Annotated in this window: 12 protein-coding genes; 5 read left to right on the top strand and 7 right to left on the bottom strand. The window is 67.9% G+C overall.

All coding sequences use genetic code 11. From position 1 onward, the window contains the following. From ASF61_RS23870 to ASF61_RS03445, 4 genes are all read left to right on the top strand, one after another. On the top strand, positions 1-1725 hold the full coding sequence (locus ASF61_RS23870) for an ATP-binding protein (protein ID WP_229205688.1): 1725 nt from the start codon (positions 1-3) through the stop codon (positions 1723-1725). Between the two features lie 248 nt (positions 1726-1973). After that, a complete protein-coding gene (locus ASF61_RS03435; protein WP_056151062.1) occupies positions 1974-2504 on the top strand; it encodes an FxDxF family PEP-CTERM protein in 531 nt (176 codons plus the stop codon). Between the two features lie 77 nt (positions 2505-2581). Further along, complete coding sequence (locus ASF61_RS03440) at positions 2582-3355, top strand: spermidine synthase (RefSeq protein WP_056151065.1); 774 nt, start codon at positions 2582-2584, stop codon at positions 3353-3355. A 251-nt stretch (positions 3356-3606) separates the two neighbouring features. Further along, positions 3607-6114, top strand: a complete 2508-nt coding sequence (locus tag ASF61_RS03445; protein ID WP_229205689.1) for a TonB-dependent siderophore receptor — start codon at positions 3607-3609, stop codon at positions 6112-6114. 86 nt (positions 6115-6200) lie between these two features. Here the strand turns inward: ASF61_RS03445 and ASF61_RS03450 are convergent, their stop codons facing one another. Next, positions 6201-7829 carry a PLP-dependent aminotransferase family protein gene (locus ASF61_RS03450; protein ID WP_056151067.1) on the bottom strand — a complete coding sequence of 543 codons (1629 nt, stop codon included), beginning with the start codon at positions 7827-7829 and terminating at the stop codon, positions 6201-6203. 88 nt (positions 7830-7917) lie between these two features. On the opposite strand from ASF61_RS03450, the gene ASF61_RS03455 reads away from it, so the two are divergent. Next, positions 7918-8568 carry a pyridoxamine 5'-phosphate oxidase family protein gene (locus ASF61_RS03455; RefSeq protein ID WP_056151070.1) on the top strand — a complete coding sequence of 217 codons (651 nt, stop codon included), beginning with the start codon at positions 7918-7920 and terminating at the stop codon, positions 8566-8568. Positions 8569-8572: 4 nt separating this feature from the next. On the opposite strand, the gene ASF61_RS23680 is transcribed toward ASF61_RS03455, so the two are convergent. Genes ASF61_RS23680 through ASF61_RS03485 form a run of 6 tightly spaced genes read right to left on the bottom strand, consistent with a single transcriptional unit; the run spans position 8573 to position 17072 of the window. Beyond that, on the bottom strand, positions 8573-10957 hold the full coding sequence (locus ASF61_RS23680) for a hypothetical protein (protein ID WP_056151072.1): 2385 nt from the start codon (positions 10955-10957) through the stop codon (positions 8573-8575). Then, positions 10954-13356 carry a DUF4175 domain-containing protein gene (locus tag ASF61_RS03465; protein ID WP_229205690.1) on the bottom strand — a complete coding sequence of 801 codons (2403 nt, stop codon included), beginning with the start codon at positions 13354-13356 and terminating at the stop codon, positions 10954-10956. The genes ASF61_RS23680 and ASF61_RS03465 overlap by 4 nt, the downstream gene beginning before the upstream one ends. Continuing rightward, positions 13340-14518 (bottom strand): BatA domain-containing protein, encoded by a 1179-nt coding sequence (locus tag ASF61_RS03470; RefSeq protein ID WP_056151074.1) that lies wholly within the window; start codon positions 14516-14518, stop codon positions 13340-13342. Before ASF61_RS03470 ends, ASF61_RS03465 begins: the two co-directional genes overlap by 17 nt. Next, positions 14515-15435, bottom strand: coding sequence for a DUF58 domain-containing protein (locus ASF61_RS03475; RefSeq protein ID WP_056151076.1), 921 nt, complete (start codon positions 15433-15435; stop codon positions 14515-14517). Before ASF61_RS03475 ends, ASF61_RS03470 begins: the two co-directional genes overlap by 4 nt. Before the next feature lie 11 nt (positions 15436-15446). Beyond that, positions 15447-16454 carry a MoxR family ATPase gene (locus ASF61_RS03480; RefSeq protein WP_056151079.1) on the bottom strand — a complete coding sequence of 336 codons (1008 nt, stop codon included), beginning with the start codon at positions 16452-16454 and terminating at the stop codon, positions 15447-15449. Then, a complete protein-coding gene (locus ASF61_RS03485; RefSeq protein WP_056151081.1) occupies positions 16455-17072 on the bottom strand; it encodes a DUF4159 domain-containing protein in 618 nt (205 codons plus the stop codon). Between the last annotated feature and the right edge of the window lie 11 nt (positions 17073-17083).

Genomic DNA, 17083 nt, shown 5'->3' on the forward strand with positions numbered 1-17083 from the left:
TTGCGCCTGTCGCTCCTGACCCGCTGGACCGCGCTGGTCGCCACCCTGGTCACGGTCGGCATCGTGATCGCCCAGGGCTTGAGTTACCTGCTGCCAGGGCGGCTGGTGCTGGTGCTGGCGCTGTGCCTGCTGTGCGTGCTGCCGCTGGCCATCATCACCATCCGCGCCCAGCTCCAGCACATGTTGTCGCTGTTCCGCGCCCTGACCGGCACCGTCACCAGCTACCAGGACGGCGATTTTTCGTTTTCGCTGCACTGGCCGCAGAACGACGAGCTGAGCGACCTGGTCGCTGCCCACAATGCCCTGGGCGACGTGCTGCGCCAGCAACGCCTGGCGCTGGTGCAACGCGAGTTACTGCTCGACACCATGGTACAAAACACGCCGGTGGCGATGCTGCTGATCAGCCAGGCCCGCGCCGGCAGTGATCGCGATCATGGCCCAGCGAGCCCGGCCGGCGACAAGGCAGCGGGCGCCGATGCCAGCAGCAAAGGAACGGGCGCTGGCACCAGCGGCGAGGGAACGGGTGGCGATGCCCATGGCAAGGAAACGGGCGACGGTACCAGCGGTAAAGGAGCAGGCGCCGATACCAGCGGTAAGGGCGCGGGTGCCGGTACCAGCGGCGAGAGAGCACGTGCCGATGCCAGCGGCAAGGGAACAGGCGACGAAACCAGCGGCAAAGGCGCAGGCAACGATACCAGCGGTGGGGGAGCAGGCGCCGATACCAGCGGTGGGGAAGCAGGCGCCGATACCAGCGGTGGGGAAGCAGGCGCCGATACCAGCGGTGGGGAAGCAGGCGCCGATACCAGCGGTGGGGAAGCAGGCGCCGCCGCCAGCGGCGCGGTGGTGTACGCCAATGTGGCCGCCCGCCAGCTGCTGAACCAGGGCCGCAAGCTCGAAGGCCAGCGCCTCGATACCATCCTGGCGCGGGTGTCGCCGGCGCTGGCCGAAGCGCTGGCGCGCGGCGGCGACGGCCTGTTTACCACGGGAGCGGCCGGCGACGAGGAAGATGTGTACCACCTGGCGCGGCGCAGCTTCCAGCTCAACGGGCGCCGCCACGAACTGCTGCTGCTGCGCCAGCTGACCATGGAACTGCGGCGCCAGGAAGTGCAGACCTGGAAAAAAGTCATCCGCGTGATCAGCCACGAGCTGAACAATTCGCTGGCGCCGCTGACCTCGCTGGCCCACTCCGGGGCCGAGCTGGTACGGCGCGGCCAGACCGAGCGCCTGCCGCACATCCTCGCTACCATCGAAGAACGCACGCGTCATCTCGAGACCTTCATCCTCGGTTATGCGCGCTTTGCCAAGCTGCCCGCGCCGCGCCTTGCAATGCAGCATTGGGCGCCGTTTCTGGCAGCGCTGGGCGAGCAAATCGCGTTTCGCGTGCTGGCGCCGCTACCATCGGAACCGTGCGCTTTCGATCCGGCCCAGCTCGAACAAGCGCTGCTCAACCTGATCCGGAATGCCCATGAATCCGGTTCACCGGCGGACCAAGTGACGCTCGAAGTGCGGCGCCAGCAGAACGTGGTGCGCATCGACGTGCGCGACCGCGGCCCCGGCATGAGCGACACGGTGCTCACCAATGCGCTGGTGCCCTTCTATTCGACCAAGCGCAGCGGCACCGGACTGGGGCTGGCGCTGGCGCGCGAAATCATCGAAGCGCACGGCGGACGCATTACATTGAGCAATCGCGAGGGGGGTGGACTGATGGTTACCCTGATGCTCTAGTGTCTGTTACACGCAACATGGTAGAAACGAACCCAACAATAAAATTTTAAAATTTGCGCAACGGAAATTAATAAATAGTAATTTTTGTGCACTGCGCCCGGGACGATAAAAAAAAGCTATCAAAGTAAAGAAATGCATACTTAAATATAAAATTGACATGCAACAGAGCGCATCGTAAGTTGACGTGTAGTTTGCGTTTTCTTAAATTTTTCCTCGGGTCCTTACGACGTTACTAAGCGGAGTCATATATGAAATTAAAATTTATCGCCCTGGCAGCCATGCTGGCCGGTTCCATCGCGACTGGCGCCCACGCCGGTACGATTAACGGCGTCACCACGCCTGATATCGAGCTGAAGCAAAACAGCAGTAATCCAAACTACTGGACTGCCAGCTTCGGCAACGTGCCGGTCAACGGCGCCGAAGGCAACTTCAGCGACGTGTTCACCTTCACCCCTGTCCTGACCAGCCCATCGATGGCCAGCGGCGCATTCGTCAACTTCAAGCTGTTCGGCTTCGGCGACCTGAACTCGGTGACCGCCACGCTCAACGGCAAGTCGTTCACCGCTTCGGCCTCGCAGCCTTACCTGTTCACGCTCGATCCAGTCATGCTGGGCGCAGGTCCGCTGACGCTGACCATCAGCGGCATCGTGTCGTCGGCTGGCGGTTCGTACGGCGGCAACCTGAACGTGCTGGCTGTGCCGGAACCAGAAACCTACGGCATGATGCTCGGTGGCCTGGGTCTGCTGGGCTTCATGGCCCGTCGCCGCAAGAAAAACTAAGACTCCGCGCACCACACCCGAAAAGACGCTCCGGCGTCTTTTTTTTTGGCCGCCGCCTGCCGCCCGCTGCCGGTACAATGTCGGCCATGTCCTCTTCGCCCACCCGCTTCGACCTGCCCGGCCACCCGCCCGCCACCATCACCGAATACCAGGGCGTACGCAGCCTGCACCTGGGCACCTCGTGGGTGCAGGGCGCGATGCGCATCGCCAAGCCCGATAACATCGAGCTCGAGTACGTGCAGATGATGATGATGTGGCTGCTCTTCATCGACCAGCCGCGCCACATCGTGCAACTGGGGCTGGGCAGCGCTGCGCTGACCAAGTTCAGCTACCGGCGCTTTCCGAAGGCGCGCGTGACGGTGGCCGAACTGAACCCCAACGTGATCGCCATGTGCCGCGCACAGTTCGGCTTGCCGTCCAACGACGCGCGCCTCGACGTGCGCGAAATGAATGCGCTGGATTTCGTGCTCGATGCCGCCAACCACGGCACGGTCGATGTGCTGCAGGTGGACCTGTACGACGAGCAAGCGCGCGGACCGGTGCTGGACACGCCCGAGTTCTACCAGGGCTGTTACGACACGCTGGCCGACGGCGGCGTGATGACCACCAATGTGTTCGGCGACTTTTCGAACTACGACAAGAACCTGCAGGCCATGGAACTGGTGTTCGACGCGGTGGTCTGGCTGCCCGAAGTGCACGACGCCAATATCGTCGTGATCGCCTTCAAGCAGGCGCCGGTGATCGATTTTTCGGTGCTGTACGAGCGCGCGGGCCACATCAAAAAAACCCTGAACTTGCCGGCCAAGACCTGGGTCAACGGCTTGAAGGGCTGGATGCTGGACCAGCAGTAGCGTCCGCCAGCGATGCGGACACGCCACACTTCGCAGCGCCCGCCGCTGCACGCATGACTGGCGCCAGCCCAGCTTACGGCACATTGGGCGACTAGGCACGCAATATCGGCATGCCGAGGTGATAAGTATTTATTCTGCAACGTTGTCAGCCTTCTGCGTAGAAAGCCCGATTGCTGTCGGGCGTGCCTCCGACTAGTATTTTTCGACCGGCCGGCACCCTCGGTCCACGATAAAAATACTGGAAAGAGACCATGACAAGCGCACCCCAGTTCAACCGCTTCAGCCCCTGCAGCCCCCTCACCCCCTTCAACCACTTCAATAATCTGACGCGCCAGCGTTCTGCCCGATTCCTGCTCAAGGTCATCCCCGCCGCCCTCGCCCTGCTCGCTGCCGGCGCCGCCGGCGCCCAGTCGGCTGCCGAAGAGCAGGCCAACAAGGAACAAACCGTGGTCGTGCTGGGTTCGCGATCGGTGGCCAAGACCGCGCTCGACACCTCGTCCCCGGTCGGCCTGATCAGCCTGAAAGACATGCAGACCGCCGGCCCGCTGGAACTGGGCAAGCTGCTGCAGACGCTGGACCCGTCGTTCAACTTTTCCAGCACCTTCATCAGCGACGGCACCGACAGCATCCGTCCGGCCACCCTGCGCTCGCTGGGACCGGACCAGGTGCTGGTGCTGGTCAACGGCAAGCGCCGCCACCAGCAGGCGCTGGTCAACGTCCAGCAAAGCGTGGGGCGCGGTTCGGCCGGTACCGACATCAACGCCATTCCGCTGGCGGCCATCCACCACATCGAGGTGCTGCGCGACGGCGCTGCCGCCCAATACGGTTCCGATGCGATTGCCGGCGTGATCAACATCGTGCTCAAGTCGCAGGTCAAGGAGACCTCGCTGAGCGGCACCTACGGCACCACGTCCGAGGGCGACGGCGACCTGTACTCGGCCAGCGCCAACACCGGCGTGGCGCTGGGCCAGGACGGCGGTTACCTGAACCTGACGGCCGAAGCCCGCAAGCGCGGCGAGACCAACCGCGCCGGCGTGGACAGCCTGCGCGTCGATCCGCCGCGCGTCACGCAGCACATCGGCGACAGCAATACGCGCGACCTGTACTTCTGGTGGAATGCCGCGCTGCCGGTGGACAAGGTCAGCGAGTTCTATGCGTTCGGCGGCGTCTCCAAGCGCAAGGGCGATTCGTTCGGCTTCTTCCGCTCGGCCGGCGACGACCGCACCGTGCCGGCCGTGTCGCCGGACGGCTTCCTGCCCGCCATCCATACCGACATCAAGGACGCCTCGTTCGCCTTCGGCTACCGGCGCGAGCTGGGCAACGACTGGAAGGCCGACATCAGCATCAACCACGGCGCCAGCGAACTGGCCTTCCACGAATCGGACAGCATCAACACCAGCTATTGGTACGAACCGAAACCGGGCGGTGGCATCTATGCCGAATCGCCGCGCGAGGCCGACACCGGCACCCTGAAGTTCAACCAGACCACCTTCAACGCCGACATCAAGGGACCGCTCAGGCTGGGCGAGACCAGCGTGTTCGTGGCCACCGGCTTCGAGTACCGCCGCGACAACTACCAGATCATCGCCGGCGACCCGGTCTCGTACCAGTACGGCCGCACCAACAACCCGGCCATTCCCATCGTTGGCCAGAACGGCAACACGGCTGCCTCGGGCATCCAGGGCTTCCCCGGCTACACCCCGGCCACCGCGGTCGACGACGGCCGCCACAACATCGCGCTGTTCCTCGACGTCGAGCACAAGCCGGCCGACAACGTGACCCTGGCCGGCGCCGTGCGCTACGAAAAATACTCGGACTTCGGCAATACCGTGACCGGCAAGCTCAGTGCCCGCTGGGACCCGACCAGGACCGTCGGCATCCGCGGCAGCGTCTCGACCGGCTTCCGCGCGCCCAGCGTGCAGCAGGAGTTCTACAGCTCCGTCTCGACCAACCTCAATAACGGCGTGCTGACCGAAACCCTGACCGCGCGCCAGGGCAGCGCCGTGACCCGGGCCTTCGGCATCGCCCCGCTCAAGGAGGAAACCTCGCAAAACGCCAGCGCCGGCCTGGTGCTGCGGCCGGCGCCGAATATGTCGCTGACGGTGGACGCCTACCAGATCAAGATCAAGGACCGCATCGTGTTCTCGAGCGAGATCGCGCCGGAAGCGAACGGCGGCCCGATCGCCGACGTGCTGCGCCCGCTGGGCGTGGGCCAGGCGCAGTTCTTCACCAATGCGGTGGACACCCGCACCCGCGGTCTCGACATCGTGGCCGAGCACACGAGCAAGTTCGGCGCCTCGGCACTGGTGCTGTCGGGCCAGCTGGGTTTCAACAAGACCGCGGCCACCAAGCGCCATTCGACGTCGTCGGTGCTGAGCGGCGAAACCCTGTTCGACCAGGCGCAGGTGACCCTGCTCGAACGCGGCCAGCCACGCAAGCACCACGTGGTGGCGGCCGATTTCAGCAACGGCCCCTGGAACCTCAACGCCCGCGCCAACTACTACGGCGAAGTGCAGGCGCAAAGCTTCAGCCCCCTGCACACCTGGGACGCAAAATGGCTGGTCGATACGTCGGTGCGCTACGCGTTCAGCAAGCGCACTTTCCTCAGCCTGGGCGTCAACAACCTGTTCGACCAGCTGCCATCGGAATGGACCAACGGCGGCGACTTCCCGAAACTGGGCTTTACGCGCTGCTGGGAGACGTGCCCGTTCGGCGTCAACGGCCGGTCGATGTACGTGCGCGCCGATACGGCCTTCTAGGAAGTTTCGAGAAAGGCTACCGCGCGTCGCAGCCTGGCGCAGCGTACCGGCGTACGCATGCGCCAGGCGAGTCGATCCCGGTTGCGCTACGGTTTTCGGGCTTGCTGCGCTGCCTGGCGGCGGGCCGTGTAGGCCGCCAGGTGGATCACCGCCGCCAGCCGCCTGACCAGGTCGTCCATTTCCTGGGCCGGCACCTGTGCGTAGCCGAGCATCAGTCCCTTCCAGCCCGAGCTGCCATGCGTGTCATGGCGGCTCAGCGCATTGACCACCACGCCCTCGGCCAGCGCCTGGGCGCCGATGGCCGCATCGTCGAGCGCCTGGTCGCGCAGCCGCAGCGACAAATGCATGCCGGCCGACGCCCCGTGGACGGTCGCCACCGATCCCAGATGACGCGCCAGCGCCGCCACCAGCGCATCGCGCCGCTGCCGGTACAGCCGTCGCATGCGCCGCACATGCCGCGCAAACTGGCCGCTGCGCAGGAATTCGGCCAGCGCCAGCTGCTCGGCCGTGCGTCCGCCCGCATACGACTGCGCGCGCATGGCGGAAAACGCGGGCGCCAGGGCGTGCGGCACCACCACGAAGCCGATGCGCAGCCCGGGGAACATGGTCTTGCTGAACGTGCCCAGGTACACCACCGGCGCCTCCGGCGTCAGGCCCTGCATGGCCGACAGCGGTGCGCCGTCGTGGCGAAATTCGCTGTCGTAGTCGTCCTCGATGATCAACGCGCCGGCGCTGCGCGCAGCCTCGATCAGCGCCAGGCGCCGGCGCAAACTGAGCACGCTGCCCACCGGGTACTGGTGCGAGGGCGTGGTATAGACCAGGCGCGGAGGCAGCAGCAGCCAGTCGTCGGCCGTGGGGGCGATGCCGTCGTCATCGACGTCGATGCCGGAGACGACCAGACCGGCGCCGCGCGCGGCCGCCAGCGCGCCGCCATAGCCGGGATTCTCGAGCCAGATGGTGTCGCCGGCGTCGGCCAGCGCGCGCAGGCACAGGTCGAGGCCACTCTGGGCGCCATCGGTGATGAAGACCTGGCCGGCCTCGCACACCACGCCGCGCGCGGCGCGCAGGTGGTCGGCAATCGCCGCCCGCAGTTCCGCTGCGCCGCAAGGATCGCCGTAGTTGAGCTGCTGCGGCGTCAGCGTGCGCCACGCGCGATCCACCAGGCGCCGCCACAAGGCCAGCGGAAACTGGTCGAGCGCCGGCACGCCGGGCACGAAGGCGCCCATGCGCTGCGCGGCGCCGTTGAGTTGACGCAGGTTGCGGGCGCGCTGCGACAGGCTGGCGGCGGACTCCATGGCGGGCGACGGTGCGGCAGCCTGGCTGGCGCCGGAACTGCCAGTCGGGCTGGCGATGCCGCCTGCCATCGATGCGGGGCCGGTGCCGGAATCAGTGCCGGTGCCGCTGGCACCGGCCGCGACTGCGCCGGCGGCCGTGCGGGCAGCCGGCGCCGCTGCCATCAGCAGCGCCACCACCGTGCCGCGCCGGTCGCAGGTGACAAAGCCTTCGCTGGCCAGCTGCTCGTACGCGTACAGGACCGTATTGCGCGCCATGTTCAGTTCTTCCGCCAGCGTGCGCGACGCGGGCAGGCGCGTGCCGGCGGCCAGCGTACCGTCGCGGATGGCAGCGCGCAGGCTTTCGTGCAGCAGGCGCTGACGCGGCCAGGCGCAGCGCCCGGCCTGGGTTGCATACGTCGCGAGCAGCCGGGCAAGGTCCATCATGGCTCCAGAAAAAAACACTTATCTGGACCTTAGTTCAGGGCCAGCATCGCATTATAGTCGTCTCTCACCCTACCGGATGGAGAACATGAACGACCCGACCCACGTCCCTGGCGACCGCACCCGCGTGCGCCGTGTCGCCACCAACGCGCACTACGATACCGCCACCCTGCACGCCATCATCGATGCGGCCTACCTGTGCCACGTCGCCTTTGGCGACAGCCTCGGGGTGCACTGCATTCCGACCGCCTGCTGGCGCGCTGGCGACCACCTGTATATCCACGGCTCCAACGGCAGTCGCATGCTCAGGCGCCTGCAGGAAAGCGACGCCTGCGTCACCATCACCCACCTGGATGGCCTGGTGATGGCGCGCTCGGCCTTCAGCCACTCGATGAACTACCGCTCGGCGATGATCTACGGCCGCTTCGAAGTGGTCAGCGACGCAGCGGCGCAGCGCCAGGCGATGGAACAGTTCATGGGCCGGCTGCTGCCAGGGCGCCAGGCCGAAGTAAGACCCGGCTCTTACAAGGAATATGCGGCGACGACCGTCATGCGCATCGCGCTCGACGAAGCGGCCTGCAAGGTACGCAGCGGCGGGCCAAAAGACGACGAGGAAGACCTGTCCTGGCCGGCGTGGGCGGGCGTGCTGCCGCTGGTGCAGACGCGGCTGGCGCCGGTGGCCGATCCCGCCTGCACCGTCCACGCGCCAGCCCACATCGCGGGCTGGCAGCAGGCCTGAGGCCTTATGCGACCACCGGGTCGGCAGCCGACGGCGGTCGCGGGTGGGCGCGGTGGGCGCGCTGCTCGCGCCACCACAGCGCCAGCAGGCACAGCGCGCACAGCATGGCAAACGGCGCAGCCGGCAGCGAGCGACTGCCGGCCAGATGGCTGTCGTCGTTGCTGGCGTTGTTGATGGTGCCTTTGCTGGCTTTGTTGATGGCGCCTTCGCTGACCTCGTTGTTAGCGCCTTTGCTGGCATCGTTGTTAGCGCCTTTGTTAGCGTCGTTGTTGGCGCCTTTGTTAGCGTCGTTGTTGGCGTTATTGTTAGCGTCGTTGTTGGCGTTGTTGATGTTGCCCCTATTGGCGTATTTGCTGGCGACGTTGTTGATGTCGTTGTTGGCGCTGTTAATGGTACCGCGACTGGCGTCGTTGTTGGCGTAGGTAGCAGCTTTGCTGGCGCGCCGCGTCGTGCCTGTGCTGCGTGCCGCATAAATTGCCGTCGCCTCACGCCGTAAGCCGCGCTGCCATGCCGGCCAGTCGCCGGGCGCATAAATGTAGTGGCGCCCGGCAGGCAAGCCGTCGCTGCGGAACGTCAGCCAACCTGCCTGCGGCGCCCACACGGCGGCGCACACGGTGTCGGCCTTGTCGGTGCGCGCCAGCAGGCGGGCGTCGGCCAGCCCGTCGATGTGCAGCACGGCGCCCGGCCTGGCGCCTTGCGCGCAGATCTCGGTGCGCAAGCCGGGCAGCGGCATCGGGTCCGGCAGCACCCAGCCAGCCTTCGCCTCGCCGGCCAGCGCCATCGCATCGAGCGCCGCCTGCCACCACAGCGCAAGCGCGCGTGGCGCACTGATCGCGTAGCGGTGCCAGTCCGCCACGCCCAGCCACACCACGCGGCCCTGGCCCAGCGCACGCTGCCACGCCCAGGGACGCGCCTTGCTGTCGCGCGCCAGCGCGCTCCACGCGCCGCCTGGCGCATCGTCCGGATTGAGCGCCGCCGGCGCCAGGTCCAGTTCCGTGCCGGCCAGCGTGAAGCGACGCACATCCGCCGTCTCGGTGGCAGGCGACTGTGGCCTTACCGGCAGCGCCAGCTCGCGCTGCCACAGCGCGGCATCGGCCGCATTGCCGCCCAGGACCAGCAGCGGCACGCCACTGCGCACCTGCGCCAGCAGTGCAGCGCGTGCCGCCGGCGCCAGCCGTTCGACGTGGGCAGCATCGACCACCAGCGCGTTCGGCGCCGTGATCGGCGTGCGCGCGGTTTCGCTGCGGACCATGGACTTGCCCAGCGCGACCTGCCAGTCGAGCACCGCGCCGCCGTCGGTCAGCACCCGATTGAGCACGCTGGCGTCGAACGACGGCGCGTTGAAGCGGCCGATGATGTGCAGCGGTGCCGGCGCCGTCACCTGAACCGGTACCGGCCCTTCGGCAACGACCTTGCCGCCGGCGTCGAGCACGCGCGCGCGCAATACCATCGCTTCCACTACCGGCGGCAGCCACTGGACGGATTTTTGCGCCGGATTGCCGACGCCAGCACCTGCATCGGGGGAGTCGGCAGAAGCTGCATCGGCCGACCTGCCCGGCTTACTTGCGCTGGCGGTAGCGACCGGCCCGGTCACACTGGCCGCTCGCGCGGAGCTGACCGTTTCAATCGTGCCGGCTGCGCTGGCTGAGCTGACTGATTTGGTCGTGCCGGCTGCGCTGGCTGCGCTGACCGATTCGGTTGCGCTGGCTGCTTTGGCGCTGTGCCTCGGCCCGATCACGCTGGCCGCTTCGGTGGGGCCGACCATGTTGATCGGGCGGGCTGCGCTGGTTGTACTGGCCGGTCCGGTCATGCTGGCCGCCCTGCCGGGGCGGACGTCTTCCATGATGCCGGCCGCACCCGGTACCTGGACGATTTTTTCGGCGCCAGCGGCGGGCGCGGCACGACCTGGGCCGGCAGCACTGGCAGAATCGGCCAGCAGCTGGCCGTTTTCCGCCAGCAGTTGCAGCCGCCAGTCGCCAGCCGGCTGCGGTTGGCGGACGGTCACCGTCAACATGCGGCCCAGTGCGATGGTGCGCGGGAAGTCGAGCGCCAGGGTCGGCTGTCCGGTGGGCGTCCAGCGCAGCGGACGGGCCGGCACATCCTGCCACTGGGCGGCGCGCAGGCCGTCGCCGGCCAGGTCGATGGCAGCGGCATCGGCAATCGCCTGCAGCGGGTCGCCGGCAATCGTGCCGTGGTCGTCGGTGGCGATCGTCACTGCGGCTGCAGGGATCGCCAGCCGGGCATCGGCTAGGGTCGCGGCCAGCGCCAGTCCCGCCAGCAGCACCAGCGCAGCGTTCAGCCACTGGCGCCGCCCGCCGTACAGCGCGGCGCTGACCAGGCCGATTACCAGAGCCGCGCCAGCCGGCGCCAGGTGGGTGACCGTGATCATCGTGGCGACTCCGGCGTGGGTAACGGCTGCGGCAGCGCTGATTGCCGTGGCGATGTCCGAGGTGACGCGGCGGGTGGCTGTGCCGGTTTCGCTTGGACTGGTGGTTGCGCTTGCGCCGGTGGTTGCGCCTGGGCCGGTGGTTGCGCTTGCGCCGCCGCTTTCGCGCGCGACTGCGCATCCGACGGCGTCTGCGCTGGCAGTTGCGCTGGCAGTTGCGCGTCCGGCTGCGTGGCTCCCTGCGCTTTTTCGCTCCCACGCCAGGCTTGTGCGAACGGCGCCTGCACGACCGTGCTTGCCTGCACCAGCACCGGTGCATCGGCCAGCGTGCTGCGCAGCCAGGCGCGTAGCGGAGCGCGGCATGGTATGCAGCCGTCGCGCACATCCTGCAACGCGCGTTGCGCCGCCAGCTTTTGCTCGGGGTCGGCGATGCGCGCGGCGATGGTGTCATGGGCGGCCTTGCTCCACAGTGCCGGCAGTGCGCCGTCCTGCGCCAGCGCCTGCACCAGGTCGCGCACTTCGGCCGGCACCGTGTCGTCCGGCGCACCTTGTTCGCGCTTGTAGCTCATCGCACCCACCATGTCGCCGCTCATGCGCTTCTCCTCCTTGATCGCGGGTGGCACGAAGGCCGTCCGGTGCAGGTACACGCGCTCGGCCGCCTGCAGCTCCTTGATGGCGTCGAGCGCCTTGTACTCGGGACCTAACGCCGCCTTGGGCGAGACGGCGCGCAGCGCCTTTTCCGCATCCCACATGGCGGCCAGCGCGCGTTTTAAAATCGCCTTGGTTTGCGGATCGAAGATGGTGGCGTTGCCTTCCTGGTCGTGGACATGGCCGAAGCGCTGCATGGCATCCACCTCGCTGCTGGCCGACGGTTTGCCGTGCTGTCCGCCGCCATGACCGTGTCCGTGTTCATCTTCATGCCCGCCTGCTTCGTGCCCGTGCTCGTCGCCGAACAGGCTAGATTCCTCTCCCAGAAACTGGCCGTAGCGCAGCCGCAGCGCGGCCTGGTCGGTGGCGATCGCCTCGCTGCGCGCGCGCAGGTCCGCCAGCGCGGGACGCGCCCGCAGGTCGGCCACCAGCTGCTCGGTATCGATGATGACCTGGCGCTGGCTGCGCAGGCTTTCCGGTTTGACCATGGTCGGCAGCGCGGTGGCGTCCACGCCCGCCGTTTCCGGCGCCGGCAGGCGCAAGGTATAGGTGGGCGACTGCACGGTGTGGGGATGCTCGGGATCGTTGTCGGTGGCGCGCACGAAGAAATACAGTTCGTCGCCGGGCTCCATGCCCAGCTCCTGCAGCGTCCATTGCTTGTTCCAGCTGCGCTGCCTGGGATCGGCCGACTTGGGCAACGGTACTTCGCGGTCGGTGAAGCGCACGTTCTCGCCGCTGCCGCGCGCCAGCGTCATGTGCAGGCTGGCGCGCGCGATCGCGTAATCGTCACGCGCCGTGACAGCGATGCGGGCGCTGGTCGCGTCGCCTGCCAGCACGTGGACCGGTTCATTCGGTTCCGTGATGGCGACCTGCGGCGCCTGGTCGGGGATGACGCGGATGTTATAGCGCGTCGCGCCGCCGCTGCCCGCTTGTCGGGCACGCCAGAACAGCGGCTCTTGCACACCGCGCGTGGCGCAGTCCTCGGACTGGGACTTGTCCCCGCTTTCAGTGAGCACCAGCACGGCGCCGTCGCCCAGTTCCACCGCCTGACCGGGTGCAGGACGCGCAGCCATTGCCGTCGACTTGCGCACGCACCACTGCACCCGGGCGTACTGCGGCACCGCGATATCGCGCGCCGCCGTTTCAAAGGCTGCCACGCCGGTATAGGCAGGAGGCGTCACGCGCAGGTAGATCTCGCCGGCGACTGGCGCACTGTTGGCCGTCGCCACGATGCCTGCCGGCGCCACCCCGGGGGCGGATGCTGCCTCGTACCGCCAGGCGGCGCCCGCGAAGGCCAGCGCCAGCACCACCGGCACGACCAGGGACGGCGCAGCCAGCGGCACGCGGTGGCGCGCAATGGCGCGGTAATCCGCAGCCGTCAGCAGTGCGTCCGCACCGCCGTGCAAGCGGGCGTGCGCGCTGCCCGCCAGGCGTGCAAGCAGGCGTTGCTGCTGCAGCCGCGCCAGCGGCGTCTTTGCCTGCCCTGCCAGCAGCGCGCTGCTGTCCTCCAGCGCCGGTATGGCGGCGTCCAGCCATGTGCTCCAGCAGCGTGCGATGCGACGCCGCCAGCGCCAGCCATCGCCCAGCATCCCGAGCGCCCAGGCGACCATCGCTGCCAGCATCCAGGCGCGCCCTGACGGCAGCAGCGCGGCCGCCGCCACCAGCGGCACCAGGGCAGCAAGCCAGCATGGCGCACGACGGCGCAGCACGGCGGCCCACAGCCGCCGGCGCAGGACATCAGACGCGTCGGACATGGGTCATGATCCGTTCCAGTAAAAACAGGCCCATCACGAGCAGGGCAATCCAGTGGGTAGGACCGGCATCGGGCAGCACAGTGGCAACCGGGGCCGCGGCAAACCGGTGCGACGGCGCCGGATAGGCGGGCGCCGGCGCGGGGTCCAGCAGGCGCCAGGCCTCGAACAGCGCGCGCGCCGTGGCGGCATCCTGCGGCGGAAACGCGGGCGACGTCCACAGGCGGCCGCGCGGACTGTCGGCATATCGGAATGCGATGCCGTTGACGGTGATGGCGGCGGCATGCGCCATCTCCGGCCAGCGCTCATCGCTGCCGCCGCCGCTGAAGCCCGCCAGCCACCAGTGCGGCGCGCGCCAGGCGGCGGGCGGCGCCGGTGCCGATGCCGAATCTACCGACGCAGCGCGCGCATCGGGCGCGCTGGCGCCGTCCCAGACGATCAATGCCGTGTCGGGCCGGGGCGCATTGGCGAGCAGGTAGCGTCGCTTGCCGCCGCCGCCCTGGTCGAACGCGGTAAACAACGCGCGCCAGGCCGGTGCCCGCGCGGACGACGCCGCCAGCACGACCGGGTAGGTGGCAGGTATAGCGGTGGGCATAGCAACGGCGCCAGCCGATGCGGCAACGGCAGGATGGGCGGTAGCGGGTAGCGTACCGGCTGCAGGGGCTGCCGCAGCAGGTTCGGCATGTACCCGCAGTTCCACCGCGTGGTCGAACTGCGGCGCCCGCGCCGGCATGGCGATCCGGCCTTCGCGCGCCAAAATCAGCACGCGGGCATGGGCGCGCCAGTCACGTTCGTGGCGGCGCAGCCAGGCCAGTGCATCGGGCGGCAGCGCGATGCGGCGCGCGCCGGTCATGCCGGCATCGGCGATCTGGCGCGTGGTCCACGCCGGATCGGCGTCGGCATCGACCAGCACCGTATCGCCGCGCCACGGGAACACGACGGCAGCCAGCAACGCGATCAGCGCCACCAGCAGCAGGCAGCGCAGCAGCAGTAAGAGGCGGTCGCGCCACTGCCACACGCGCAGTTGTTCGGGCGCGGCAGCGGGCAGAAAGCGCGCGGTGGCCAGCGGCCGGGCATCGATGCGCTGACGTTTCTGACGGTGCCACCAGATCGGCAGCAACAGCACTGGCAGCGCCAGCCACCACCAGGGGTAGAGACTGGTCATCGTGCGCGCGCTCCGGCCCGTTGCAACTGAGGCTGCAGCCAGCGCCGCAGCACATCGGTCAGCGGCTGTTCGATGCAGGCTTCGTGGTGGACGATGTCGTGCTGGCGGCAACTGCCGGCGATCGCCGCGAAGTGCGCGCTGCTGCGCGCCAGGTAGGCCGCACGGTCGGCCTGACCGAAGCGGTGCAGGCCGGCCTGCTGTTCGGGATCGCGGTAGGCCGTGCCGGTGGCAAAGCTGGCCTCGGCCTCGGCATGGGTGCGTACCGTCAGCAGGCGCACGTCGTGGCGCAGCTTGCGCAAGCGCAGCAGCGCCTCGGGGAGCGGCGCCAGCCCGGAGGCTCCGTGCCAGTCCAGGCCATCGGTGACGGCCAGCACCAGCCCGGGCGCACGCGCGAAGTGCAGGCACGATTTGACGCTCTCTGCGCTCGGCAGTACGCCATCGGGGCGCGCCGCTGCCAGTTGCGCCAGCACGCGCTGCAAGTGACGCGGTCCGCGATCTGCCGGCGTCAACGCCACCTTGCCGCCGCTGAAAACGGCCAGGCCGAACGCATCGCCCTGGCGCTGGGCAATGGCGGCCATGCAGGCCAGCGCGGTGCGTGCGAACCACAATTTATCGACACCTTCGAGCTCGCGGCTCGGTTCCGCCATCGAGGCCGTGGCGTCGAGCCACAGCCAGGTGGCAACGTGGCTGTCGCGTTCGGCCTCGCGCACGAAGTAGCGGTCGGCGCGCGCCAGCAGCTTCCAGTCCACGCGCCGCCACTCGTCGCCGGGGGCATAGGCGCGGTACTCGGAAAACTCGACGCCGGCGCCGCGTTCGCGGCCCGCATGGATGCCGTGACCGAGACCGGCCAGCACGTGGCGGATCACCAGCGCGAGGTCGCGCGTGGCGGCCAGCATGGCATTGGGCGACTGATTCATCGAGTGCGCGGTCAGTCGGGACGGATATGCTCGCGCAGCGCCAGCAGGATGTCGGCAATCGCCACACCGTCGGCTTCGGCCTCGAAATTGCGGATCACGCGATGCGCCAGCACCGGCAGCAGCATGGCGCCGATGTCTTCGCGCGTGACGGCCAGCCGGTCGTGCATCAGCGCCCGCGCCTTGGCCGCCAGCACCAGGGCCTGGCCGGCACGCGGACCGGCGCCCCAGCCCACGTGCTGCTTCACGGCCGGCACCGTGGTCAGCGCCGGCCGGGTGGCGCGCACCAGCCGCGTGGCGTACGCCAGCAGGTGGTCGCCGATGTCGATGTCGCGCACCAGTTGCTGCAGGCGCAGCAGCGTGGCCACGTCCAGCACCGGCTCGGCGTCGTGCAGGCCGGCGTTGGTGGTGGCGGCCACCATGCGGATCTCTTCTTCCTCGGTCGGATAGACCACGTCGATGCGCAGCAGGAAGCGGTCGAGCTGCGCCTCGGGCAGCGGATAGGTGCCGGCCTGCTCGATCGGATTTTGCGTGGCCAGCACGAAGAAAGGCTTGGGCAGCGCATGGGTCTGGCCGGCGAAGGTGACGCTACGCTCCTGCATCGCTTCGAGCAGCGCCGACTGGGTTTTCGGCGGCGCACGGTTGATTTCGTCGGCCAGCAGCACCTGGGTGAACACGGGGCCCGGCTGGAAGCGGAACGAGCGCTGGCGCGTGGCCTGGTCTTCTTCGAGGATCTCGGTGCCGACGATATCGGACGGCATCAGGTCGGGCGTGAATTGCACGCGGTGGAACGCCATGTCGGTCGCCTGCGACAGCGACTTGACCAGCAGCGTCTTGCCCAGTCCCGGTACGCCTTCCACCAGCGCGTGGCCGCCGGCCAGCAGGCAGATGATGAGCGAGTCGATCACGTTTTCCTGGCCGATGATCACCTGCGACATGCTGCGCCTGAGCGCGGCCACCGCAGCGCTCAGGGCGCCGATTTCAGTCTCGTTCCAGGCGATAGCGCCTGCCGCATCCTTCATTTAAGCTCCCAACGCGTATTGAATGATATTGACCGCAAAGCGGGTGTTGTCGATGGCCAGAAAACGCTTGTTACGAAAGTCGTAGTCCCACTCGCAGCCGTAGTCCTTGTTGCTGTATAAAAGGCGCACCCGCCCGTTCACTTCCACCGCCTTCAGGTAGTCGTGCACCAGGTCGTCGCCCCAGCCATTGAGCTCGACGCCGGTGGTGGGCGGGCCCTCGAACTTGAAAAAGCTCGAATACAGCGCGTGGTTGTTCGGGATTTTCTGCAAGGCGCGCTTGCCGAAGATGGCGGCGATCTCGGATTCGAACGACTTGGCGAACAGGCCGTCGATGTCGTGGTTGCAGTCGTCCACGAAGACGAAGCCGCCGCCCCTGACATAGCGCTCGAGGTTCTTGCGCTCGGCCGGCGTGAACTGCACCAGCTTGTGACCGGCGAAATAGCAGAACGGCGCCTCCAGCATCTTGGGGTCGGACAGGGCCACGATGCGCTCCACCGGATCGACGCGCAGGGTCGTGTATTCGACCAGCGAATTGAGCACGTTGCTGGGCATGCGCACATCGACATCCCAGTCGCCCGACTCGTAGGTCAGGCGGGTGAAGTAGAAATCCCAGGCCACCCTGTCCGCCT

Origin of the sequence: Duganella sp. Leaf126, from assembly GCF_001423125.1 — a bacterium.
Taxonomy (GTDB): Bacteria; Pseudomonadota; Gammaproteobacteria; order Burkholderiales; family Burkholderiaceae_D; genus Rugamonas.

Excerpts from the sequence above, each read along its gene's own strand:
- ASF61_RS03435 (WP_056151062.1), top strand. The coding sequence starts at position 1,974 with ATGAAATTAAAATTTATCGCCCTGGCAGCCATGCTGGCCGGTTCCATC.
- ASF61_RS03440 (WP_056151065.1), top strand. The coding sequence starts at position 2,582 with ATGTCGGCCATGTCCTCTTCGCCCACCCGCTTCGACCTGCCCGGCCAC.
- ASF61_RS03445 (WP_229205689.1), top strand. The coding sequence starts at position 3,607 with ATGACAAGCGCACCCCAGTTCAACCGCTTCAGCCCCTGCAGCCCCCTC.
- ASF61_RS03450 (WP_056151067.1), bottom strand. The coding sequence starts at position 7,829 with ATGGACCTTGCCCGGCTGCTCGCGACGTATGCAACCCAGGCCGGGCGC.
- ASF61_RS03455 (WP_056151070.1), top strand. The coding sequence starts at position 7,918 with ATGAACGACCCGACCCACGTCCCTGGCGACCGCACCCGCGTGCGCCGT.
- ASF61_RS23680 (WP_056151072.1), bottom strand. The coding sequence starts at position 10,957 with ATGATCACGGTCACCCACCTGGCGCCGGCTGGCGCGGCTCTGGTAATC.
- ASF61_RS03465 (WP_229205690.1), bottom strand. The coding sequence starts at position 13,356 with ATGTCCGACGCGTCTGATGTCCTGCGCCGGCGGCTGTGGGCCGCCGTG.
- ASF61_RS03470 (WP_056151074.1), bottom strand. The coding sequence starts at position 14,518 with ATGACCAGTCTCTACCCCTGGTGGTGGCTGGCGCTGCCAGTGCTGTTG.
- ASF61_RS03475 (WP_056151076.1), bottom strand. The coding sequence starts at position 15,435 with ATGAATCAGTCGCCCAATGCCATGCTGGCCGCCACGCGCGACCTCGCG.
- ASF61_RS03480 (WP_056151079.1), bottom strand. The coding sequence starts at position 16,454 with ATGAAGGATGCGGCAGGCGCTATCGCCTGGAACGAGACTGAAATCGGC.